Annotated in this window: 20 protein-coding genes; 1 reads left to right on the top strand and 19 read right to left on the bottom strand. The window is 70.5% G+C overall.

Going from position 1 to position 19,491, the window contains the following annotated elements; translation table 11 throughout:
• Nucleotides 1-30: 30 nt before the first annotated feature.
• The 14 genes from ACFYQQ_RS33105 to ACFYQQ_RS33170 all read right to left on the bottom strand — a co-directional run bounded on the left by ACFYQQ_RS33105 (nucleotide 31) and on the right by ACFYQQ_RS33170 (nucleotide 14,035).
• Complete coding sequence (locus tag ACFYQQ_RS33105) at nucleotides 31-2,889, bottom strand: DEAD/DEAH box helicase (RefSeq protein WP_355791263.1); 2,859 nt, start codon at nucleotides 2,887-2,889, stop codon at nucleotides 31-33.
• A gap of 47 nt (nucleotides 2,890-2,936) precedes the next feature.
• A complete protein-coding gene (locus ACFYQQ_RS33110; protein ID WP_356172569.1) occupies nucleotides 2,937-3,827 on the bottom strand; it encodes a diacylglycerol kinase in 891 nt (296 codons plus the stop codon).
• A gap of 29 nt (nucleotides 3,828-3,856) precedes the next feature.
• On the bottom strand, nucleotides 3,857-4,801 hold the full coding sequence (gene tatC, locus ACFYQQ_RS33115) for a twin-arginine translocase subunit TatC (protein ID WP_355794844.1): 945 nt from the start codon (nucleotides 4,799-4,801) through the stop codon (nucleotides 3,857-3,859).
• A gap of 47 nt (nucleotides 4,802-4,848) precedes the next feature.
• Nucleotides 4,849-5,136, bottom strand: a complete 288-nt coding sequence (gene tatA / locus ACFYQQ_RS33120; protein WP_355794843.1) for a Sec-independent protein translocase subunit TatA — start codon at nucleotides 5,134-5,136, stop codon at nucleotides 4,849-4,851.
• Nucleotides 5,137-5,373: 237 nt separating this feature from the next.
• Nucleotides 5,374-5,568, bottom strand: a complete 195-nt coding sequence (locus ACFYQQ_RS33125; RefSeq protein ID WP_356172565.1) for a hypothetical protein — start codon at nucleotides 5,566-5,568, stop codon at nucleotides 5,374-5,376.
• A gap of 24 nt (nucleotides 5,569-5,592) precedes the next feature.
• Nucleotides 5,593-5,853 carry a hypothetical protein gene (locus ACFYQQ_RS33130; protein WP_356244254.1) on the bottom strand — a complete coding sequence of 87 codons (261 nt, stop codon included), beginning with the start codon at nucleotides 5,851-5,853 and terminating at the stop codon, nucleotides 5,593-5,595.
• A 29-nt stretch (nucleotides 5,854-5,882) separates the two neighbouring features.
• A complete protein-coding gene (locus ACFYQQ_RS33135; protein WP_356172560.1) occupies nucleotides 5,883-6,962 on the bottom strand; it encodes a WYL domain-containing protein in 1,080 nt (359 codons plus the stop codon).
• Nucleotides 6,963-6,978: 16 nt separating this feature from the next.
• Complete coding sequence (locus ACFYQQ_RS33140; protein WP_355792908.1) at nucleotides 6,979-7,932, bottom strand: WYL domain-containing protein; 954 nt, start codon at nucleotides 7,930-7,932, stop codon at nucleotides 6,979-6,981.
• A 195-nt stretch (nucleotides 7,933-8,127) separates the two neighbouring features.
• Entirely contained in the window at nucleotides 8,128-8,499 is a 372-nt protein-coding gene (locus ACFYQQ_RS33145) for an FKBP-type peptidyl-prolyl cis-trans isomerase (RefSeq protein ID WP_121404199.1), read from the bottom strand.
• A gap of 54 nt (nucleotides 8,500-8,553) precedes the next feature.
• Nucleotides 8,554-9,528: an FKBP-type peptidyl-prolyl cis-trans isomerase gene (locus ACFYQQ_RS33150; protein ID WP_355792910.1), complete on the bottom strand. Its 975-nt coding sequence runs from the start codon at nucleotides 9,526-9,528 to the stop codon at nucleotides 8,554-8,556.
• Between the two features lie 153 nt (nucleotides 9,529-9,681).
• Complete coding sequence (locus tag ACFYQQ_RS33155) at nucleotides 9,682-10,335, bottom strand: hypothetical protein (protein ID WP_356172554.1); 654 nt, start codon at nucleotides 10,333-10,335, stop codon at nucleotides 9,682-9,684.
• Between the two features lie 15 nt (nucleotides 10,336-10,350).
• A complete protein-coding gene (locus tag ACFYQQ_RS33160; RefSeq protein ID WP_356244247.1) occupies nucleotides 10,351-10,983 on the bottom strand; it encodes a matrixin family metalloprotease in 633 nt (210 codons plus the stop codon).
• Nucleotides 10,984-11,404: 421 nt separating this feature from the next.
• Complete coding sequence (gene pafA / locus ACFYQQ_RS33165) at nucleotides 11,405-12,766, bottom strand: Pup--protein ligase (protein ID WP_121404192.1); 1,362 nt, start codon at nucleotides 12,764-12,766, stop codon at nucleotides 11,405-11,407.
• A 9-nt stretch (nucleotides 12,767-12,775) separates the two neighbouring features.
• The gene (locus ACFYQQ_RS33170) at nucleotides 12,776-14,035 is read right to left on the bottom strand and encodes an MFS transporter (RefSeq protein WP_355780798.1); all 1,260 of its coding nucleotides are present in this window, start codon (nucleotides 14,033-14,035) and stop codon (nucleotides 12,776-12,778) included.
• A 116-nt stretch (nucleotides 14,036-14,151) separates the two neighbouring features.
• Here ACFYQQ_RS33170 and ACFYQQ_RS33175 point away from each other — a divergent pair, with 116 nt between their 5' ends.
• Nucleotides 14,152-15,165: a LacI family DNA-binding transcriptional regulator gene (locus ACFYQQ_RS33175; RefSeq protein WP_388906314.1), complete on the top strand. Its 1,014-nt coding sequence runs from the start codon at nucleotides 14,152-14,154 to the stop codon at nucleotides 15,163-15,165.
• A gap of 91 nt (nucleotides 15,166-15,256) precedes the next feature.
• On the opposite strand, the gene prcA is transcribed toward ACFYQQ_RS33175, so the two are convergent.
• From prcA to dop, 5 genes are all read right to left on the bottom strand, one after another.
• Entirely contained in the window at nucleotides 15,257-16,003 is a 747-nt protein-coding gene (prcA, locus tag ACFYQQ_RS33180; RefSeq protein WP_355785177.1) for a proteasome subunit alpha, read from the bottom strand.
• A gap of 58 nt (nucleotides 16,004-16,061) precedes the next feature.
• A complete protein-coding gene (prcB, locus tag ACFYQQ_RS33185) occupies nucleotides 16,062-16,907 on the bottom strand; it encodes a proteasome subunit beta (RefSeq protein WP_355785174.1) in 846 nt (281 codons plus the stop codon).
• On the bottom strand, nucleotides 16,859-17,452 hold the full coding sequence (locus tag ACFYQQ_RS33190; protein ID WP_388906317.1) for an endonuclease VII domain-containing protein: 594 nt from the start codon (nucleotides 17,450-17,452) through the stop codon (nucleotides 16,859-16,861). Before ACFYQQ_RS33190 ends, prcB begins: the two co-directional genes overlap by 49 nt.
• Nucleotides 17,453-17,491: 39 nt before the next feature.
• Complete coding sequence (locus tag ACFYQQ_RS33195; RefSeq protein WP_355785168.1) at nucleotides 17,492-17,710, bottom strand: ubiquitin-like protein Pup; 219 nt, start codon at nucleotides 17,708-17,710, stop codon at nucleotides 17,492-17,494.
• Nucleotides 17,711-17,877: 167 nt separating this feature from the next.
• Nucleotides 17,878-19,389, bottom strand: coding sequence for a depupylase/deamidase Dop (gene dop, locus ACFYQQ_RS33200; protein ID WP_355785166.1), 1,512 nt, complete (start codon nucleotides 19,387-19,389; stop codon nucleotides 17,878-17,880).
• Between the last annotated feature and the right edge of the window lie 102 nt (nucleotides 19,390-19,491).

The following is a 19,491-nucleotide window of genomic DNA, read 5'->3' on the forward strand; positions in this document are numbered from 1 at the left end:
GGCGCTCCGGACGGCGGGGACGATGACGGGCTAGCCCACCGAGGAGTAGGCGACGACCCCGCGGAGCAGTCCGTCGACCGCCTTGCGGGCGTTCTTGGCGACCGTCGAACTCTGCCCGGACACCGGGGCGGCGGCCGAGATCTGGCCCAGCACGTCGATGACCTGCTTGCACCAGCGCACGAAGTCCCCGGCGGGCATCTCGGCCTCGCGCAGCACCTCGTCCAGCCCCTTGCCGGACGCCCACTGATAGGCCGCCCAGGCGAAGCCGAGGTCCGGCTCACGCTGGCCGACGCCCTCGGTCTGCCTGATCCGGAAGTCCTCCTCCAGACCGTCGAGACGGCCCCAGATGCGGACCATCTCGCCGAGCGCCGCCTTGGCCTTGCCGGACGGCACCTTCGGCGCCATGGCGTCGTCGCCGACCCGGGACTCGTACACCAACGCGGAGACACACGCGGCCAGTTCGGCCGGGCCGAGATCCTCCCAGACACCGGCACGCAGGCATTCACTGGCGAGCAGGTCGAGTTCGCCGTAGAGCCGGGCGAGCCGCTTGCCGTGCTCCGTGACCTCGTCGCCCCGCAGGTAGTCCAGCTCGGTCAGCAGCGCGACGATCCGGTCGAAGGTCCGGGCGATGGTGTTCGTCCGGCCCTCGATACGGCGCTCCAGCTGCGAGGTGTCGCGCAGCAGGCGGTGGTAGCGCTCGGCCCAACGGGCGTGGTCCTCGCGGTCGCTGCACCCGTGGCAGGGGTGCGCCCGCAGCGCCGTGCGCAGCCGGGCGATCTCCCGGTCGTCGGCCGCCGCGGAGCGCTTCTTGTGCAGCCGGTCCGGGACGATGTGCCCCGCCTTGGTGCGCAGCGCGGAGGCGAGATCCCGGCGCGACTGCGGGGAACGCGCGTTGAAGGACTTCGGGATCCGCATCCGCTCCAGCGCCTCCACGGGCACCGGGAAGTCGATCGAGGCCAGCCGCTTGACCTGACGCTCGGCGGTGAGCACCAGCGGGCGCGGCCCGTCGACGTGCTCGAAGCCCCGGTGGCCGTTGGACCGCCCGGCGGGCAGACCCGGGTCCAGCACGAGGGCGAGACCCGCGTACTTGCCCGTCGGCACGTGGATGACGTCGCCCGGCTTGAGCTTCTCCAGGGCGACGGCGGCCTCGGCCCGGCGCTGGGCGGCGCCCTGCTTGGCGAGCTCGGTCTCGCGGTCCTTGAGCTCCCGGCGCAGCCGCGCGTACTCCTCGAAGTCCCCGAGGTGGCAGGTCATGGACTCCTTGTAGCCCTCCAGCCCCTCCTCGTTGCGCTGCACCTGCCGGGAGATGCCGACGACCGACTTGTCGGCCTGGAACTGGGCGAACGAGGTCTCCAGCAGCTCACGCGAGCGGTGCCGGCCGAACTGCTCGACCAGGTTCACCGCCATGTTGTACGACGGCTTGAAGCTGGAGCGCAGCGGATACGTGCGCGTGCCGGCGAGTCCCGCCAGGTGCTCGGGGCTGCTGCCGCGCTGCCACAGCACGACCGCGTGGCCCTCGACATCGATGCCGCGGCGTCCGGCGCGGCCGGTCAGCTGCGTGTACTCACCGGGGGTGATGTCCGCGTGCTGCTCGCCGTTCCACTTGACCAGCTTCTCCAGCACCACCGAGCGGGCCGGCATGTTGATCCCGAGCGCGAGGGTCTCCGTGGCGAAGACGGCCTTGACCAGGCCGCGCACGAAGAGTTCCTCGACGACCTCCTTGAAGGTCGGGAGCATGCCCGCGTGGTGGGCCGCGATGCCCCGCTCCAGGCCCTCCAGCCACTCGTAGTAGCCGAGGACGTGCAGGTCCTCCGTGGGGATGGACGCGGTGCGCTCCTCGACGAGTTCGCGCACCCTGGCCCGGGCCTCGTCGTCGTTCAGCCGCAGGCCCGCGTACAGGCACTGCTGGACGGCGGCCTCGCAGGCCGCGCGGCTGAAGATGAACGTGATGGCGGGGAGCAGCCCCTCCGCGTCGAGCCGCTCGATGACCTCGGGGCGGCTCGGCGTCCACACCCGCGAGCGCTGCCTGCGCTCGCGCTCCCGGTCGGCCTCGCGCATGGCGCGGCCCCGCTTGCGGTCCTGGTACGACGGACGGCTCGCCTCCATGCGCGCCAGGCGCGTGAGGTCGGGGTTGACGGCCTTCTTGTGGCCCTCCCCCTCCTCGAACAGGTCGTACATCCGCCGCCCGGCCAGCACGTGCTGGAAGAGCGGGACGGGCCGGTGCTCGGAGACGATCACCTGGGTGTCGCCGCGCACCGTGTCCAGCCAGTCGCCGAACTCCTCGGCGTTCGACACGGTCGCCGAGAGCGACACCAGCGTCACCGACTCGGGAAGGTGGATGATCACCTCTTCCCAGACGGCGCCGCGGAAGCGGTCGGAGAGGTAGTGCACCTCGTCCATGACGACGTACCCGAGGCCGCGCAGGGTCTGCGAGCCCGCGTAGAGCATGTTGCGCAGCACCTCGGTGGTCATCACGACCACCGGGGCGTCGGAGTTCACGCTGTTGTCGCCGGTCAGGAGCCCGACCTTGTCCGCGCCGTACCGGCGGGCGAGGTCGGCGTACTTCTGGTTGGAGAGCGCCTTGATGGGGGTCGTGTAGAAGCACTTCTTGCCCTGCTGGAGGGCGAGGTGGACGGCGAACTCGCCGACGATCGTCTTGCCCGAGCCCGTGGGCGCGGCCACGAGCACACCCTTGCCCGCTTCGAGCGCCTGGCAGGCCTCGATCTGGAAGGGGTCGAGGCCGAAGTCGTACATCTCGCGGAAGGAGGCGAGCGCGGTGGCCTGCTCGGCAGCGCGCTTCCGTGCTGCCGCGTACCGCTCGGCCGGTGAGAGGTCCTCTGTCATCGTGCTTTCGAGACTACCGGCCCCCACTGACAACAGGACGATCATTATCCGGATCCGCTGTCCGCGAACCCGGATCCGCGCAGCTCAGCAGGTCAGGGCACGGCCACGCGAACCGCTCCGGGCACGCACTTGGCGGTCAGCGGCAGCGGTCCGAGCGGCTCCCCGTCGGCGTACCCGGTGACGCCCTCGGCCACGAGCTCGACCCTGGCAGCGCGGTGGACGGTGACCACGGGATGGCCGAGGTGCGTGCCCTTGTAGACCTTCGGGAACACCCTGAGCAGGGTCGTGCGGCTGCAGTCCCCGACGACGGTGACGTCGAACAGCCCGTCGCCGAGGTCCGCGTCGGCGCAGATCCGCATGCCGCCGCCGTACGACGACCCGTTGCCGACGGCCACCAGGGTCGCCTCGATCTCCCGGGTCTCCCCGCCGTCCAGGGTGATCCGGTACGGGAACGGCTTGAAGGAGGCCAGCTCCGCGAGCATCGCGAGGTCGTACTTGAGGCGGCCCGCCGGCCGACGCATGCGGTTGCCGCGGTCGTTGACCCGGGAGTCGAAGCCGGAGGCGAGGACGGTTCCGAACCAGGTGCCGCCGACGCGTCCCAGGTCGACGTCGCGCAGCCGGGAGCCCTTGAGGGCGTCGGCGATCTGCCGTCCGGCGGCCGCCGGGTCGCGCAGCGGCAGTCCGAGGGCGCGCGCGAAGTCGTTGCCGGTGCCGACGGCCACCAGCCCCAGCGGCGTACGGGTCCCTGCGACGGCCTGCAGGGCCAGGTTCGCCATGCCGTCACCGCCGACGGCCACCAGGGCGCCGGTACCCTCCGCGACGGCGGCACGCGCGCGTGCGAGCGCGTCCCCGGCGTCCTGCCCGAGGACGGTACGCACCTGGAAGCCCGCCGCCCGCAACGCCGAAGCGGCCGGCAGCGCCGCACGGGCGCCCCGGCCGCGGCCCGCGGTGGGGTTGACGACAAGGGTGATCTCGCTGGTCACGCCCCGACCTTACGAGTCCCGGGCCCTCGTCAGGTCACGTCGTCATAACCGTTGACCCGGTCCGTCGTCGCCTGCTCGGGCAGGGTCCGTCCGGCCGACACGGGCTCGATGGCACCGATGTCCTCGGGAGTGAGGTCCAGTTCCGAGGCCTCGTCGTCGGCGGGCTCCAGGGACGCCCTGAGGCGCCTGCGACGGTCGTTCAGCAGCGAGAAGGCGACGGCGCCGAAGTAGAGGATCCAGATCGGTCCGGCAAGCGCCAGCATGGTGAGCGGGTCCGTGCTGGGCGTGGCGATGGCGGCGAACACCGTGATGCCCATGATCATGCCGCGCCACCAGCCGAGCATCCGCTTGCCGGTGATCGCCCCGGTGAGGTTCAGGAAGATCAGCAGCAGGGGCAGCTCGAAGGAGAGACCGAAGACGAGCACCATGCGCGTGACGAGGTCGAGCAGGTCGTCCAGCGGCAGGAGGTTGGACGCGCCGTCCGGGGTGAAGTCGAGCAGCACCTTCGCCGTGGTGGGCAGCACACGGTAGGCGAAGTACGCGCCGCCCAGGAAGAGCGGGACTCCCGAGCCGACGAAGGCGTAGGCATACTTCTTCTCGTGCCGGTGCAGGCCGGGGGCGACGAAGCCCCACAGCTGATACAGCCAGACCGGCGACGCCAGGACGACACCCGCCATCAGCGAGACCTTCAGCGCCAGCGTGAAGGGCGTGAGGAGTCCGTTGATGGTGATCTGCGCACACGGCTCCGCCGACGCCTTGGCCAGCTGCTCGAAGGTCTGCTCACACCCGACCGAGTCGAGGATCGGCCGGGTGATGAGATTGACGATGTCGTTGTAGAAGAAGGCGGCGACGACCGTGACGGCGACGATGGCCAGCATCGCCTTCGCGAGCCGGTTGCGGAGCTCACGAAGGTGTTCCGCGAGGGGCATCCGCCCCTCGGGATCCTTCTCCTTCTTGCGGGCAGACTTGAGCAACCCACGTCCTCATCTCGTGCGGCGGGCCGGAGCTCTCCGGCCCTACGTCAGCGCTTGGTCGTGTCCGTCGGCTCGGCCACCGGGCGCGAGCTCGTCACGTCGCCGGGCGCGGCCTGGATGGTGCGCTGAGAGGGGGACTGCTCGTCCGTGTTCGGCGGGCCCGCGGGGGTCGAGGAGTCCTGGCCCTCCGACTTCATGGCCTTGGCCTCGCTCTTGAGGATGCGAGCGGACTTGCCGAGGGAGCGCGCCATGTCCGGAAGCTTCTTCGCGCCGAACAGCAGGATGATGACGACGAGGATGAGAATGATCTCGGGGGCTCCGAGCCTTCCGAACATAAGTCTTTACCTTCTCACCGAGGCGGCATGGAATGGGTGCTGTTCGAGCAGTCGGACGTCTGTCCGGCCGTCGTGCTGTCAGCGATCGTAACGCTCAGGGGTGAACGCGGGGCAATCCCTGTGCGTACTCCCAGTTCGCGACCCGCGCCTCGTATCCGGGCCACAACGAGCAGCGTACCCGGCCGCACCCGGAGGTCGACAGGCCGGAAGCCGCTGGAGCCGCCGGGACCGCGCGACTCACAGGGCGTCCACCGAGCGCGCGGTGGTCACGGCGGCGCGCTCCAGGTCCTCCGCGGCCCGGCCGACGCGCTGGGCGGAGTCGGCCACCTGCCGCCCCAGGCGCTCCGCCTCGACGAAGACGCGGACGGCCAGCACGCCGAGCACGGCGATTCCCAGGAAACCCAGAGCGATAGCGAACATCGGCCAGAACATGTCGTCGACCCTAGCCCCTGCGTCTCAGATCCTGGAGTGCAGACGCAGCGTCCGCACCCCGCCGCCGGTGAGCAGCTCGATGATCCGCTCGCCGGCGGGCTTGCGCACGGCCTCCCCGCACTCGGGGCAGGTGAAGGAGTAGAAGGTGGTGCGGCTGCTGGCTCCGATGGCCAGCCGGAGCGCGGCCGCCGACAGCTCGAAGCGGCCCCGGCAGTCGGGGCAGGCGGCTCTGAACAGCACGGGCGCCACTCTCGTCATCCCGGCGAATGCCGAGGACACCGACATGTCACGTGAACCAGAGATCGCCGACGTGCTCAAAGCCCCTGCTCCTGCCTGTCGTACAGCCCGTCCTGAACTCCATGGGGCCCGGCCTGCCCGGCGGCCGCCCGCGGTGCGAGGGCCTCGCGCGGCGCGGGCTCGTCGTACGCGGCGAGCGCCTCGCGGGCCGCGCGGCGGGCGCTGTCCGCGAGGTCCTGCGGCGAGACGATCCGGCCGTCGCCCCCGAGCCGCAGGGCGAGCCGGCGCAGCGAGGCCGGGTCGGGGGCGCGCAGCGTGATCCGCAGTCCTCCGTCGGGCAGTTCCTCGGCGCTGTCGTGCGGGTAGTACTCGGCGACCCAGCGTCCGCCGGGTCCGACCTCGATCACCACCTCGGGGTCCTCGGCGGCGGGCTGCACCAGGCCCTCGGAGAGGTCCCGCAGCTCGATCTCGGGCGGCGCGGACGGCTCGTCCAGGATGCGGATCTCGGCGACCCGGTCCAGCCGGAAGGTGCGGCGCGCCTCGGAGCGCCGGCACCACGCCTCGACGTAGGTGTGGCCGACGCTGACCAGGCGGATGGGGTCGATCTCGCGCTCGGAGAGCTCGTCGCGGGCGGGCGAGTAGTAGCGGATCCACAGCCGGCGCCGCTCGGAGATGGCCCGGTCGACGTCCGCGAAGACGCCGCCCTCGGACTCGAAGGTGACGGAGAGGCGGGAGCTGGCGCCCGCCGCCTCGCCCGCCGCGGCCTCGACCTTGGCGGTGGCCCGCAGCAGTGCCTGCCGGTCCCCTTCGCGCAGGCCGGGCAGCGTGGAGACGGCGCGGGCGGCCACGAGCAGGGCGGTCGCCTCGTCGGCGGCCAGCCGCAGCGGTTCGGCGGCCTCGGCGCCGAGGGCGGCGGGGTTGTGCCACCAGATGCGGTCGCCGTCGGTGTCGATGTCGAGGAGGTCGCCGCCGCGGAAGCTGGTGCCGCACAGCGGCAGCACGTCGAGGTCGGAGATCAGCTCGTCCTCGCTGATCCCGAAGGCGCGGGCGACATCGCTGACCCGCGCGCCGGGACGCTCGCGCAGATACGTCACCAGCGACAGCATCCGCCGGGTCTGGTCGATGGCGTTCGCCGGCCTGGCCGGTTTGCCTGCCACGTTCTTCGTGTCCCCCTCAGCCCTTGGCCACGGCGCGCAGCCGGTCCACCACGTCGGCCCGCAGCTCCGCGGGCTCCAGGACCACGACGTCCGGCCCGAACTCCACGAGCCAGGCGTCCAGGCCGTGCCCGTACGGAATCTCCAACTCGTCCCAGCCGTCTCCGAGTTCCCGTACGGAGACGGCCTTGGCGCGCAGCGGGTAGCCGGCGCCGGCGCGCAGCCGGATCAGGGCGGAGCGGTCGGCGTTCTCCCCGGCCCAGCTCGCGACCGTCACGCGGACGGTGACGACGTCGGGGACCTCGGCGGTGAACTTCCCGGAGCGGGTGCGCACCTTGCCGGTGATCCGCGAGAGCCGGAAGACGCGCTCGGCGCCGCGGTCGCGGTCCCAGCCGGCCAGGTACCAGTGACCGCGCCAGCACTCCAGGGCCCACGGTTCGACGGTGCGGGGCTCGGGGCGGGCGGCGGTGGCCTTGCGGTAGTCGAAGGCGACCGGGCGGCGGTCGCGGCAGGCCAGCATCAGCGGTTCGAAGGCGGCCTCGTGCACGGGGATGTGCGGTTCGAGGGCGCCGTGGGCCTCGTAGGGGTCGACGTCCTCGGGCAGTCCGGCGGCGCGGAGCTTCTGCAGCGCGCCGCTCGCCGCGCCGGCCAGACGGGCCTGCTGCCAGACCTTGGCGAGGAGGCCCAGGGCGGCGGCCTCCTCGGCGTCCAGGGTGATGGGCGGCAGGCTGTTGCTGTCGCGGCGGGCGAGATAGCCGATCTCTCCGTCTAGGTTCTCGACGGTCTCGATGACCAGCCCGAGTTCGCGCAGGTCGTCCTTGTCACGCTCGAACATGCGGTTGAAGGAGTCGTCCGACCCGGCTTCGAGGTAGGCCTCGATGGACTCGCGCAGCTCGCGCTTGCTGAGCGGCCGCCGCGTCCCGAGCAGACACAGCGCCAGGTTCATCAGCCGCTCGGCCTTGGCAATGGCCATCGACGCCCTTCCTATGGTGCTTCCGACCGATGACCGTACCGCTCCGGAGTGTCGCGGCAAAAGCCGAGGGCCCATGCCGGACAGGCATGGGCCCAGGTGATCGGGTCCGGTCGGAACTCGATCACACGGTGTACGAAGATCGGACCGCGATCCGATTCCTAGGATGATCGGACCCGGTTCGGTTCATACGACGGCTCAGACCGAGACGAGGTCGCAGACGAAGATCAGCGTCTCGCCCGGGGCGATCCGGCCGCCGGCGCCGCGGTCGCCGTACGCGAGGTGCGCCGGGATGGTGAGCTGGCGACGGCCGCCGACCTTCATGCCCTGCACGCCCTGGTCCCAGCCGGAGATGACCTGGCCGACACCGAGCTGGAACTGCAGCGGGGTGCCGCGGTTCCAGGACGCGTCGAACTCCTCGCCGGTGGAGAAGGCCACGCCCACATAGTGGACCTTGACCGTGTCGCCGGCCTTGGCGACCGGTCCGTCGCCCTCCCAGATGTCCTTGATCTCGAGGTCCGCCGGGGGCTCGCCGCCCGGGAAGTCGATCTCGGGCTTCTCGATGCTCACTTCATTGCTCCTTGATACGCGGCATGGTCCCGGACGGTGTCAGTGACACCGCGGTCAGACCGTACCGAGGATATCCACTACGAAGACCAGGGTGTTCTTGGCCAGCTCGCTCTGCGGGTTGCCGCCGTAGGCCAGGTCCGGCGGGATGACCAGCAGGACGCGGTCGCCGACGTTCTTCCCGACGAGCCCCTTGTCCCAGCCCTGCACCACGGAGCCGGTGCCGATCTGGAAGGCGGTGGCGCCGCCGTGGTTCCAGGAGGAGTCGAACGTCTTGCCGTCCTCCCACTTGACACCGGTGTACTGCGCGATCAGGCCCTGGCCGGCCTCGACCTTCGGGCCGCTGCCCTTGATGAGCACCTGCTCCTTGAGGTCCTTCGGAGCCTTGGTGTTCTTCGGGATGGTGATGACCGCCGGCTTCTGCGAGGGGGTCTTCACCACCGGCATACCCGGCTCGGGAGCGGCCTGCTCGCCCTTGACCTCGGCCTTGGAGTCGACGGTGGCGGCACCGACCGCGTCGACCACCCAGATGAGGACGTCCTTCTTGGCGATGCCGGAGGACGTGTTGAGGTTCTCGCCGATCAGGTCGCCCGCGGTGCCCTGCACCAGGACGCGGCTGCCCTGCTTCTCACCCTCGACGGCGTCGAGCACCTTGGCCGGCAGCTGCTGGCTCTGCTGGCCGATCCGCTCCACGGCCTGCTGGCGCGGCCCCTTGCCGGTGCTCGCCGCGGTCCAGGTGCCGCCGAGTTCCTTGGCGCCGTCCCACTTCTCGACGGTCCAGTCCAGCCGGACGAAGTCCGACTTCTTGATCTCCTTGCCGTCGCCCTTGACCACGGTCTTGGTCACCGTCTTCTCCGACGGGTCGCCCTCGGGCACGGAGATCTTGGGCTTCTGCCCGACCTTCCCCGAGACCGAGGCGACTCCTCCGGCGGAGCCGCCGTTGTCGTCACCGTCCGAACCGCACGCGGCGGTGAACAGCAGGGCGGGTACGGCCAGCAGCGCGACGGCGCGACGCTTCACGTTGTAGTTCATCAGTCCAACTGGGGATCGGAGGCGGGGCAATGGCCGCCACTCTACGGCGTACGCACAACGCTGCACGGATTGTCGCGACACGCGCGGGTGCCCGGATCGGGTGACGACCCGGGCACCCGCACCGCCGCGAAGGCGAGCGGCTCCCCCGTGCCCCTAACGCGCCGACAGCGCGCGGAGCTTGCCGCGGAACTCGGCGCGGTCCATCCGCGCGGCCGGGCCGCCGTCGTGCGCGCCGCCCGCGTACGTGGCGTCGACGACCGAGCCACCCGTCGCGCGGTAGACGAAGTTGGGCGTCATGGCCGGGCTCGTCTCGGAGTCGACGGCCGCGTACTCCGTGCCGAAGACCACCAGCGAGGTGCCGACCGCGAAGGTCTTCTTCGCCGGCGCCTCCTCGACCTCGTAGCGGACCCCGTCCGCCGTGCCGCCCATCGAGCGGACGACGACCTCGGCGCCCTTCTTCAGAGCCCCCTTGTGGACCCGGTCCACGCGGACGACCACCGGCGTGTAGACGACCTCGAACGTCGAGCCGTCGTCGAGCACGTCGGTGGCGTGCACGTCGGCGCGCCGCTTGACGACCGTGCCCTCGAAGACGTTCTCGTTCTGCGGGAAGCCGATCGCCGCGGCGGGACTGCTGTCCACGGCGTACGGGTGCCCTTCGACGACGCGCACCTTCTTCTCCCCGGCGCCGCCCGCCCGCTCACCCGGGTCCGCGGCCGAGGAGCACGCGGTGGCGCCGAGTACGAGGACGACGAGAGCTGCGGAGGCGCGGGCGAGGGCGCGCGGCCTTGCTGTGCGTACTGCGGTCATGTCTGTTTCCCCCGGTCAGTAGATGGCTTTGACGCCGGCTATGTCGTCGCTGTTGAGCCCGCGCCGGGTGCCGGTGTTGATGGTCGTCATCACCGACTTCTTCTCGGCGGCCGTGTACGCGGAGCCGTCGGGGCAGTGCGCGGGCCACGGGTGGGCGAGCCCGGTGAAGTGCCCCACCTCGTGCACGGCGACGGTCTGCACGTCGGCCTTGTTCTGGCCGATGTTCTGGCTGGCGTTCACCCAGTGGAAGCGGTTGGAGAGGTAGAGCGTCCCGCCGTTGTGGGTGCCGCCCGACCGCTGGGCCGCCGCGTAGCCGGGCGCGCTGCCCATGAGACTCGTGTAGCTGTACGAGGCGCGGAAGGCGTAGATCTGCCATCCGGCGGTGTACGTCGGCGCGTTGTAGCGCAGGTTGGAGCCACTGCGGTTCCACTGCAGCAGACCGCCCTTGAGTCCGTTCCTCAGCCCGCTGGGGAACGTGGTGTTGGCGGCGATCGACCACGGGTTGGCGGTGCTGTTCCACTTCGTCATACCGGAGCGGCAGTACGCCGCCGCCGGCGAGGCGCTCATGCCCACGAGCGCGGTGGCGACGACGGCCCCCGCCGTGGCGAGAACGGCCGCCTCACGTCCCTTTGTCCTGACCCAGCGCAAGATGTACCCCCTGTTTTGTGTCCGACCGGCTGGTCATGGCCATGTCGGTGGAGGCAGTAAAACAACGGGCCGGGCTGGGGTCTTCTGCATTTCCGCCGGGACCGCCGGCACAGTGAAAGCGGGATCGGCCGCGGTACGGCATGTCGCTCGCGGACGACCATTCGCACGTGATAGCGAATCACGGTACGGCGTCGCCGCGGAGAGGGCGATTGAGGACGTTTTGTCGTTACCATCGGGCGAGTGGGTTCAGGAATCAACCATTCCGGACAGCCGCGCCCTTCTCGGGACATCGTGACATGTCTCACCCCGCCGTCCGCCCGCGCCTCTCACGTCCAGGGCGGGGCGGACACGGGAAACGCCCGATGCCCGGCGGCATCACTGCCTCCGGGCATCGGGCGTCATCGGGCGGTGGGCCGCCGGCTCACATGCCGGCGATCAGCTTCTCCACGCGGTCGTCGACGGAGCGGAACGGGTCCTTGCACAGCACGGTGCGCTGCGCCTGGTCGTTGAGCTTGAGGTGGACCCAGTCGACCGTGAAGTCGCGGCGCTGCTCCTGGGCGCGCCGGATGAAGTCGCCGCGCAGCCTCGCGCGCGTGGTCTGCGGCGGCACGGACTTGCCCTCGAAGATCTTCAAGTCGTTGCAGATCCGGGCGGCTTGCCCCTTCTTCTCCAGCAGGTAGTACAGGCCCCGGCGCCGGTGGATGTCGTGGTAGGCGAGGTCTATCTGGGCGACCCGCGGGTGCGACATCGTCATGTTGTGCTTGGCCCGGTACCGCTCGATGAGCTTGTACTTCATGACCCAGTCGATCTCGGTGCCGATCCGGTCGAGGTCCTCGGCCTCGATCGCGTCCAGCGTGCGGCCCCAGAGCTCCAGGACCTGCTCGACGGTGCCGGTGCGGATGCCGCGGCGCTCGCAGAAGTCCACGGCCTTCTCGAAGTACTCCCGCTGCACCTCGAGGGCGGAGGCCTCGCGACCGCTGGCGAGGCGCACCTTGCGGCGGCCCGTGATGTCGTGGCTGACCTCGCGGATCGCCCGGATCGGGTTCTCCAGGGTCAGGTCGCGCATCACCGTGCCCGCCTCGATCATGCGCAGCACGAGGTCGGTGGCACCGACCTTCAGGAGCATGGTGGTCTCGGACATGTTCGAGTCGCCGACGATGACGTGCAGCCGGCGGTAGCGCTCGGCGTCCGCGTGCGGCTCGTCGCGGGTGTTGATGATGGGCCGGGAGCGGGTCGTCGCGGAGCTGACGCCCTCCCAGATGTGCTCGGCACGCTGGCTGACGCAGTACACGGCGCCGCGGGGTGTCTGCAGCACCTTGCCGGCGCCGCACAGCAGCTGCCGCGTGACGAGGAACGGAATGAGGATGTCCGCGAGTCGGGAGAACTCCCCGTGCCGGGCCACAAGGTAGTTCTCGTGGCACCCGTAGGAGTTGCCCGCCGAGTCGGTGTTGTTCTTGAACAGATAGACGTCGCCCGCGATTCCTTCCTCGTGCAGGCGGCGTTCGGCGTCGACGAGGAGTCCTTCGAGAATGCGCTCGCCGGCCTTGTCGTGGGTGACCAGCTCGGTCACGTTGTCACATTCGGGTGTGGCGTATTCCGGATGTGATCCCACGTCGAGATAAAGGCGGGCACCGTTCCGCAGAAAGACATTGCTGCTGCGGCCCCATGACACGACACGGCGGAAGAGGTACCGCGCCACCTCGTCGGGAGACAGGCGCCGCTGTCCCCTGAACGTACACGTGACGCCGTACTCGTTCTCCAGCCCGAAAATGCGGCGGTCCATGACTGAACATTACGCCCGATCCCCTGTGCTGAAACGGGGTTCGACGGCACGGTTTGGATCATTTTCCGATGAGACCGCAACGACCGCGCCCGCGGCGGGAGCTGCGAGGACCCGCCCGGTGGCCATGAGGACCAGCAACGACACGGCTCCCGCGGCGCCCGGCACGGCGAAGCCCCAGAAGGCTCCGCCCCACTGGACGACCGGTCCGGCGAGGCCCGTTCCGACCGACGCGCCGACCGTGAACGTGGTCACCAGCCAGGAGAACGCCTCGGTGACCGTGCCGCGCGGGGCGTGCCGGTCGACGATGATGAACGCGCAGGCGATGCAGGGGGCGAGGAACACGCCGGACAGGGCCGTCAGCGCCGTCATGGCGACGGCGCCGGGCACCAGCATGAGCGGCAGGTAACACACGGCCAGCAGGGCCACCAGCCAGCGCAGTCGGCGCTCCGGCGCACCCGCCCACTGACGCGCGCCGTACACGGTGCCGCCGACCAGCGCGCCGAGGCCCAGCGCCGCCATCAGCCAGCCGTACACGGCGTCGCCGCCGTGCTCGTCGGCGTAGGAGACCGCGGCCACCGTGATGGAGCCGAGGGCCATGCCGATGAACAGGAACGCACCGAGCAGCGCCAGCAGCCCCTGCGAGCGCAGCGCGCCCAGCCAGTGGGCCTCGCGCGGGGCCGAACGCCACGCGCGCGAGGGCGGCGAGAGGACCACGGAGAGGGCGCCGAGGACGCCTATGACGCTCAGGACGAGCAGGGCGGCCTGCGCGGACCACAGCGACACGCAGAGGGTCACGAGCAACGGCCCGACGGTGAACATGACTTCCTGCGCGACGGCGTCCATGGCGTACGCCGTGTGCACCTGTTCCTCCTTGCGCAGGACGCTGGGCCACAGGGCACGCAGGCCGCCCTCCAGCGGAGGCGTGAAGAGTCCGGCGACGGCCATCGAGGCGTACGCGAGGGGCAGCGGGTCCGTGCCCGCGAAGGCGAACACGGACATCCCGAGGGCCGAGACGAGCGCGGCGGGCAGCTGGACGCGCGGCTGCCCGTACAGGTCAACCAGGCGGCCGAGCAGCGGCTGGCCCACCGCGTTGGCGACCCCGTAGACCGCGGCCAGCGCCCCGGCCAGGCTGTAGGTGCCGCCCTCCGCGCGGATGAAGAGCACGACGGCGATCGCGGCGGTGGCGTTCGGCAGCCGCCCCACCAGCGTGCCGGTGAGGAGCCGCGCGGCGTGCCTCGCCCTGAGGATCTCCAGGTATCCCGCGGCCATGTCGCCTTCTCTCCCGAGCACCGAGGCCGTCCGCGCCTCAAGTTTTACGTATAACTTCGTCTCCCATACGTACCATGTGCCCAGTCCGCGAGTCCAGCAGAGAGACAGGTCGACCGGTGGCACCAGGTAGTACGCGCCCCACGAGCCGGGACGTCGCCCAGGCCGCCGGGGTCTCCCAGGCGGCCGTCTCCCTGGTGCTCGGCGACAAGTGGCGCGGCCGGGTCTCCGCGGCGACGGCCGACCGCGTCAGGGAGGCCGCCCGCGAACTCGGCTACCGACCCAACCTCGCCGCCCGCAACCTGCGCCTCGGCCGCACCCGGACCGTCCTCCTCGTGGTGCCCGCCCTGACCACCGAGTTCTTCGCCGGCGTCTACACCGGAGCCGCCCGGGTCGCCGCCCAGCACGGCTTCGGCGTGGTCCTGTACCCCTCCCCCGAGGGCATCGGCCCCGCCCGCGACCCCTTCGGCTCCGCCCCCGCCGCCCTGGACGGCGTCCTCGCCTCCTCCATGGCCGCCGACGCCCTCACCGCCATCCGCGGCGACCAGCTCCCCCTGGTCATGCTCGACAGCGACCCCGCGGGCAGCCTGGGCGCGGCCACCGTCAACCTCGACATCGCCGACGGCGTGCGGCAGATCGCCGAGCACCTGCTGGCCCTCGGCCACCGGCGCGTCCTGCACCTGGCGGCCGACATCGCCTCCTGGACGTTCGAGGTCAGGGCGCGGGAACTGGCCGCACGCCTCGCCGAGGTCCCCGGCACTCAGCTGCGGACCGCCCGGGCGCCCATCTCGATGGAGGACGCCGTGGCCGCCGCGGGAGCCGCTCTCGGGGCTCCCGGACCTCGGCCCACCGCGATCGTCTGCGACGACGACAAGCTGGCCGCGGGCGCCTACAAGGCGGTACGGCGGCTCGGCCTGCGCGTCCCGGACGACATCTCGGTCACCGGCCTGGACGACCTGGCGCTCGCCACCGCCATCGATCCCGAGCTGACCACCGTGCGGCTGGACGCCGAGCTGTTCGGCGAACGCGGCATGGCGGCCCTCCTCGCGGTCCTGGAGGGCCGCACACCCGAGGGCGGCGACATCCCCGTCCAACTGGTCGTACGGGGCTCCACGGCCCCGCCCCCGGGCTGACGGCCCCCGCCCCCGGGCAGGCCGTGCCGCAGACGCGACGTGCCCCGGCCGAATGCGGCCGGGGCACGTGGAGCGAGGGTTACCGACGAGGTCACTCCTCGTCGTCGGGGTCCTCGGCCTCGGTGGCGGTGGACGCGCCGCCCGCCTCCAGCAGGCGGCCGAGCTGACGCCCGGTGATCCGCTTGAACTTTCGCTGCTGCGGACGCGTACGGTCCAGCACCGCGACCTCCAGGCGCTCCGCGGGGATCTCCCGCTCACCGCCGTTCGGCTCGCGGGACAGGGACTGCACCGCCAGCTTGAGCGCCTCGGCGAGCGACATGCCGTCCTGGTGGCGCTGGTCCAGATAGCTGCTGATCTGCTCGGCGTTGCCGCCGACCGCGACCGAGCCGTGCTCGTCCACGATCGATCCGTCGTGCGGCAGCCGGTAGATCTGGTCGCCCTCGGGGGTCTCCCCGACCTCGGCGACCACCAGCTCCACCTCGTACGGCTTCTCGGCGGCGGAGGAGAAGATCGTGCCCAGCGTCTGGGCGTAGACGTTGGCGAGACCGCGGGCGGTCACGTCGTCCCGGTCGTACGTGTATCCGCGCAGGTCGGCGTAGCGGACACCGCCGATGCGCAGGTTCTCGTACTCGTTGTACTTGCCGGCGGCGGCGAAGCCGATCCGGTCGTAGATCTCGCTGAACTTGTGCAGCGCGCGGGAGGGGTTCTCGCCGACGAAGACGATGCCGTCGGCGTACTGCAGCACGACCAGGCTGCGGCCACGGGCGATGCCCTTGCGGGCGTACTCCGCCCGGTCGGCCATCGCCTGCTGGGGTGAGACATAGAACGGCGTCGACACCGGTTATCCGTCCCTTTCTGTCGAAGTCACAGGGTCACCTTGGTAACGGAGAGCGGTGTCAGAGCAGCGCGGCCCGCGGGCCGTCGGGCTGCTCGAGGCGCCGCTCCAGGATCGCGCGGGCGATCTCGGAGGACTCCGGCTCGGTGAGCCTGCGGAATCCCTCGTCGGTGATCACGGTGACGATCGGGTAGATCCGGCGGGCGACGTCGGGACCGCCTGTCGCCGAGTCGTCGTCGGCGGCGTCGTACAGCGCCTGGACGACCAGGGTCGTGGCCTGCTCCTCGGTCAGGTCGTCGCGGTAGAGCTTCTTCATGGCGCCGCGCGCGAAGATCGAGCCGGAGCCGGTGGCGGCGAAGCCGTGCTCCTCGGAGCGGCCGCCGGTGACGTCGTAGGAGAAGATGCGGCCGCGCTCGCGGTCCACGTCGTAGCCCGCAAAGAGCGGGACGACGGCGAGGCCCTGCATGGCCATGCCCAGGTTGGAACGGATCATCGTGGAGAGGCGGTTCGCCTTGCCCTCCAGGGAGAGCGTGGCACCCTCCACCTTCTCGAAGTGCTCCAGCTCCAGCTGGAACAGCTTCACCATCTCGACGGCAAGACCCGCGGTGCCGGCGATGCCCACCGCCGAGTACTCGTCGGCCGGGAAGACCTTCTCGATGTCGCGCTGCGCGATGACGTTGCCCATGGTGGCCCGCCGGTCACCGGCGAGGACCACGCCGCCGGGGAACGTGACGGCGACGATGGTGGTGCCGTGCGGCGCCTCGATCACGCCCTGGGTGGGCGGCAGCTGCCGGTTGCCCGGAAGCATGGCCGGCTGATGCTCGGACAGGAAGTCCATGAAGGACGACGACCCGGGCGTCAGGAAGGCAGCCGGTAGACGCCCGGTGCTACGAGTGTTGGCTTCCACGAGGATCCTTCCAAGTAGGCGGCAGCCCGACGAACAGCGTCGGGATCATCTCCCAACTTGCCGATGGCCGAATTGCAGTTGAAGCACAGTACGCCACGGACCCTACCCGTCTCATGGCAGTGATCCACATGAATGGCCGGGGCCTTCAAACAGATCACGCAGAGCCCGCGTTGCGCGGCAATCATCTCGTCACGTTCGGCTTCGGTCATGCCGTACTGCCGCTTCAGATGCCCCTGCCTTCCCCGAGCGGCCTTGCACGCCTTGCAGCAGGTCGCCAGCCCGTCGGAGGAAGAGGCGTTGCGATGCCACTCGCGGTGGGGCTTCGCCTCACCACAGCCACGGCAGTACTTGTGTCCGACGGGCACGTCCACCCGCGGCCGGACGTTGTGCCCCTTCGCGACCTGGCGCTGCTGGTGGTAGGCCGCCGCGCATTCCCGGCAGTACGCCTGCAACCCGTCCCGCATCGCCCTGTTGGCGGCGAAGGCTGCCCGCGGCTTGTGACTCCTGCACCGCGAGCAGCGCTTCCCACCCGCCTCCTCCGTCAATTCGGACCCCCCGAGGACCGGTAGCCTTCATTTCAAAGGCTACTGCCCACCCTTCTGAACGAAGCTTCGAACGAAGTCCTCGGCGTTCTCCTCGAGGACGTCGTCGATCTCGTCCAGCACGGAGTCCACGTCGTCGCTCAGCTTCTCCTGGCGTTCCTTGAGGTCCTCGGAGCCCTGCGCTTCCTGCGTCTGCTCCTCGGCCTCCTCGGTGGAACGCGTGGCCTTCTGCTGCCCGCCGCCGGTGTCCTTGGTCGCCATAACCCTCACCCCGCTCGGTTCGACGTTCTTGATCAGACCCTACAAGCAGGGTCCGACATCGGCCCCGCAGTTGCTACAACGTCCCGGAGCCACCTCGATGATTCCCGGACGGCGCCTGTTTCCACCCCGCCCGAGCCGCTCGGGCCCGGCGGGGGCACCTGGCCCGCTCAGCGCCCCGAAAGGACCCTGACCAGGTCTTCCGCCGTACGGCAGCGGTCCAGGAGCTCCTTGACGTGATTACGCGTTCCGCGAAGCGGCTCCAGGGTTGGGACGCGCTGGAGCGAGTCCCGGCCGGGCAGATCGAAGATCACCGAGTCCCAGGAGGCCGCCGCGACGTCGTCCGCGTACTGCTCAAGGCAGCGCCCGCGGAAGTACGCCCGGGTGTCCTCCGGAGGCTTGGTGCGGGCCCGCTCGACGTCCGTCTCGTCCAGGAGGCGCTTCATGCGGCCCCGGGCCGCCAGACGGTTGTAGAGGCCCTTGTCGGGCCGTACGTCGGCGTACTGGAGGTCGACCAGGTGCAGCCGGGCCGCGTCCCAGTCGAGGTCGTCCCGGCGCCGGTACCCCTCCATGAGCTCCCGCTTGGCGACCCAGTCGAGCTCCCCGGAGAGGCTCATCGGGTCGTTCTCCAGGCGATTCAGGGTGTCCTCCCAGCGCGCCAGGACATCCTTGGTCTGGTCGTCCGCGTCGGCGCCGAAGCGCTCCTCCACGTATTTACGGGACAGCTCGAAGTACTCCATCTGGAGTTGTACGGCGGTGAGTGTCCGGCCGCTGCGGAGCGTGACCAGGCGCTTGAGCGTCGGGTCGTGCGAGACCTGGTGCAGCGTGCGGACGGGCTGGTCGACCGCCAGGTCGACGGCGATGAAGCCGTCCTCGATCATCGAGAGGACCAGGGCCGTCGTGCCGAGCTTGAGATAGGTCGAGATCTCGGACAGGTTCGCGTCGCCGATGATCACGTGCAGGCGGCGGTACTTCTCGGCGTCCGCGTGCGGCTCGTCGCGCGTGTTGATGATGGGCCGCTTGAGGGTCGTCTCCAGACCCACCTCGACCTCGAAGTAGTCGGCGCGCTGACTCAGCTGGAAGCCGTGCTCGTGGCCGTCCTGGCCGATGCCGACGCGGCCGGCGCCGGTGACCACCTGCCGGGAGACGAAGAAGGGCGTGAGGTGCCGCACGATGTCCGAGAAGGGGGTCTCCCGCTTCATCAGGTAGTTCTCGTGCGTGCCGTAGGAGGCACCCTTGTTGTCCGTGTTGTTCTTGTAGAGGTGGATCGGCTGGGCGCCGGGCAGCTGCGCCGCGCGCTCCGCGGCCTCCGCCATGATGCGCTCGCCGGCCTTGTCCCACAGGACGGCGTCCCACGGGTTGGTGACCTCGGGGGCGCTGTACTCCGGGTGTGCGTGGTCCACGTACAGCCGCGCGCCGTTGGTCAGGATGACGTTGGCCAGACCGATGTCCTCGTCGGTGAGCTGGCTGGAGTCGGCGGTCTCACGGGCGAGGTCGAAGCCTCGCGCGTCCCGCAGCGGATTCTCCTCCTCGAAGTCCCACCGGGCGCGGCGCGCCCGGTGCATCGCCGCCGCGTACGCGTTGACGATCTGGGATGAGGTGAGCATGGCATTGGCGTTGGGGTGGCCGGGGACGGAGATTCCGTACTCCGTCTCAATGCCCATTACTCGCCGTACGGTCATGCGGCCCTCCTTGCCCGGCGGCGCCCTCGGTCGGGGGCGCTGCTCAAGTACCGCTGGTGCTCCGGTGCGTGCGCGGTGCCCGTCCCCGCATCACGCGACTCG

Source organism: Streptomyces sp. NPDC005496, assembly GCF_042872045.1.
Lineage (GTDB): Bacteria > Actinomycetota > Actinomycetes > Streptomycetales > Streptomycetaceae > Streptomyces.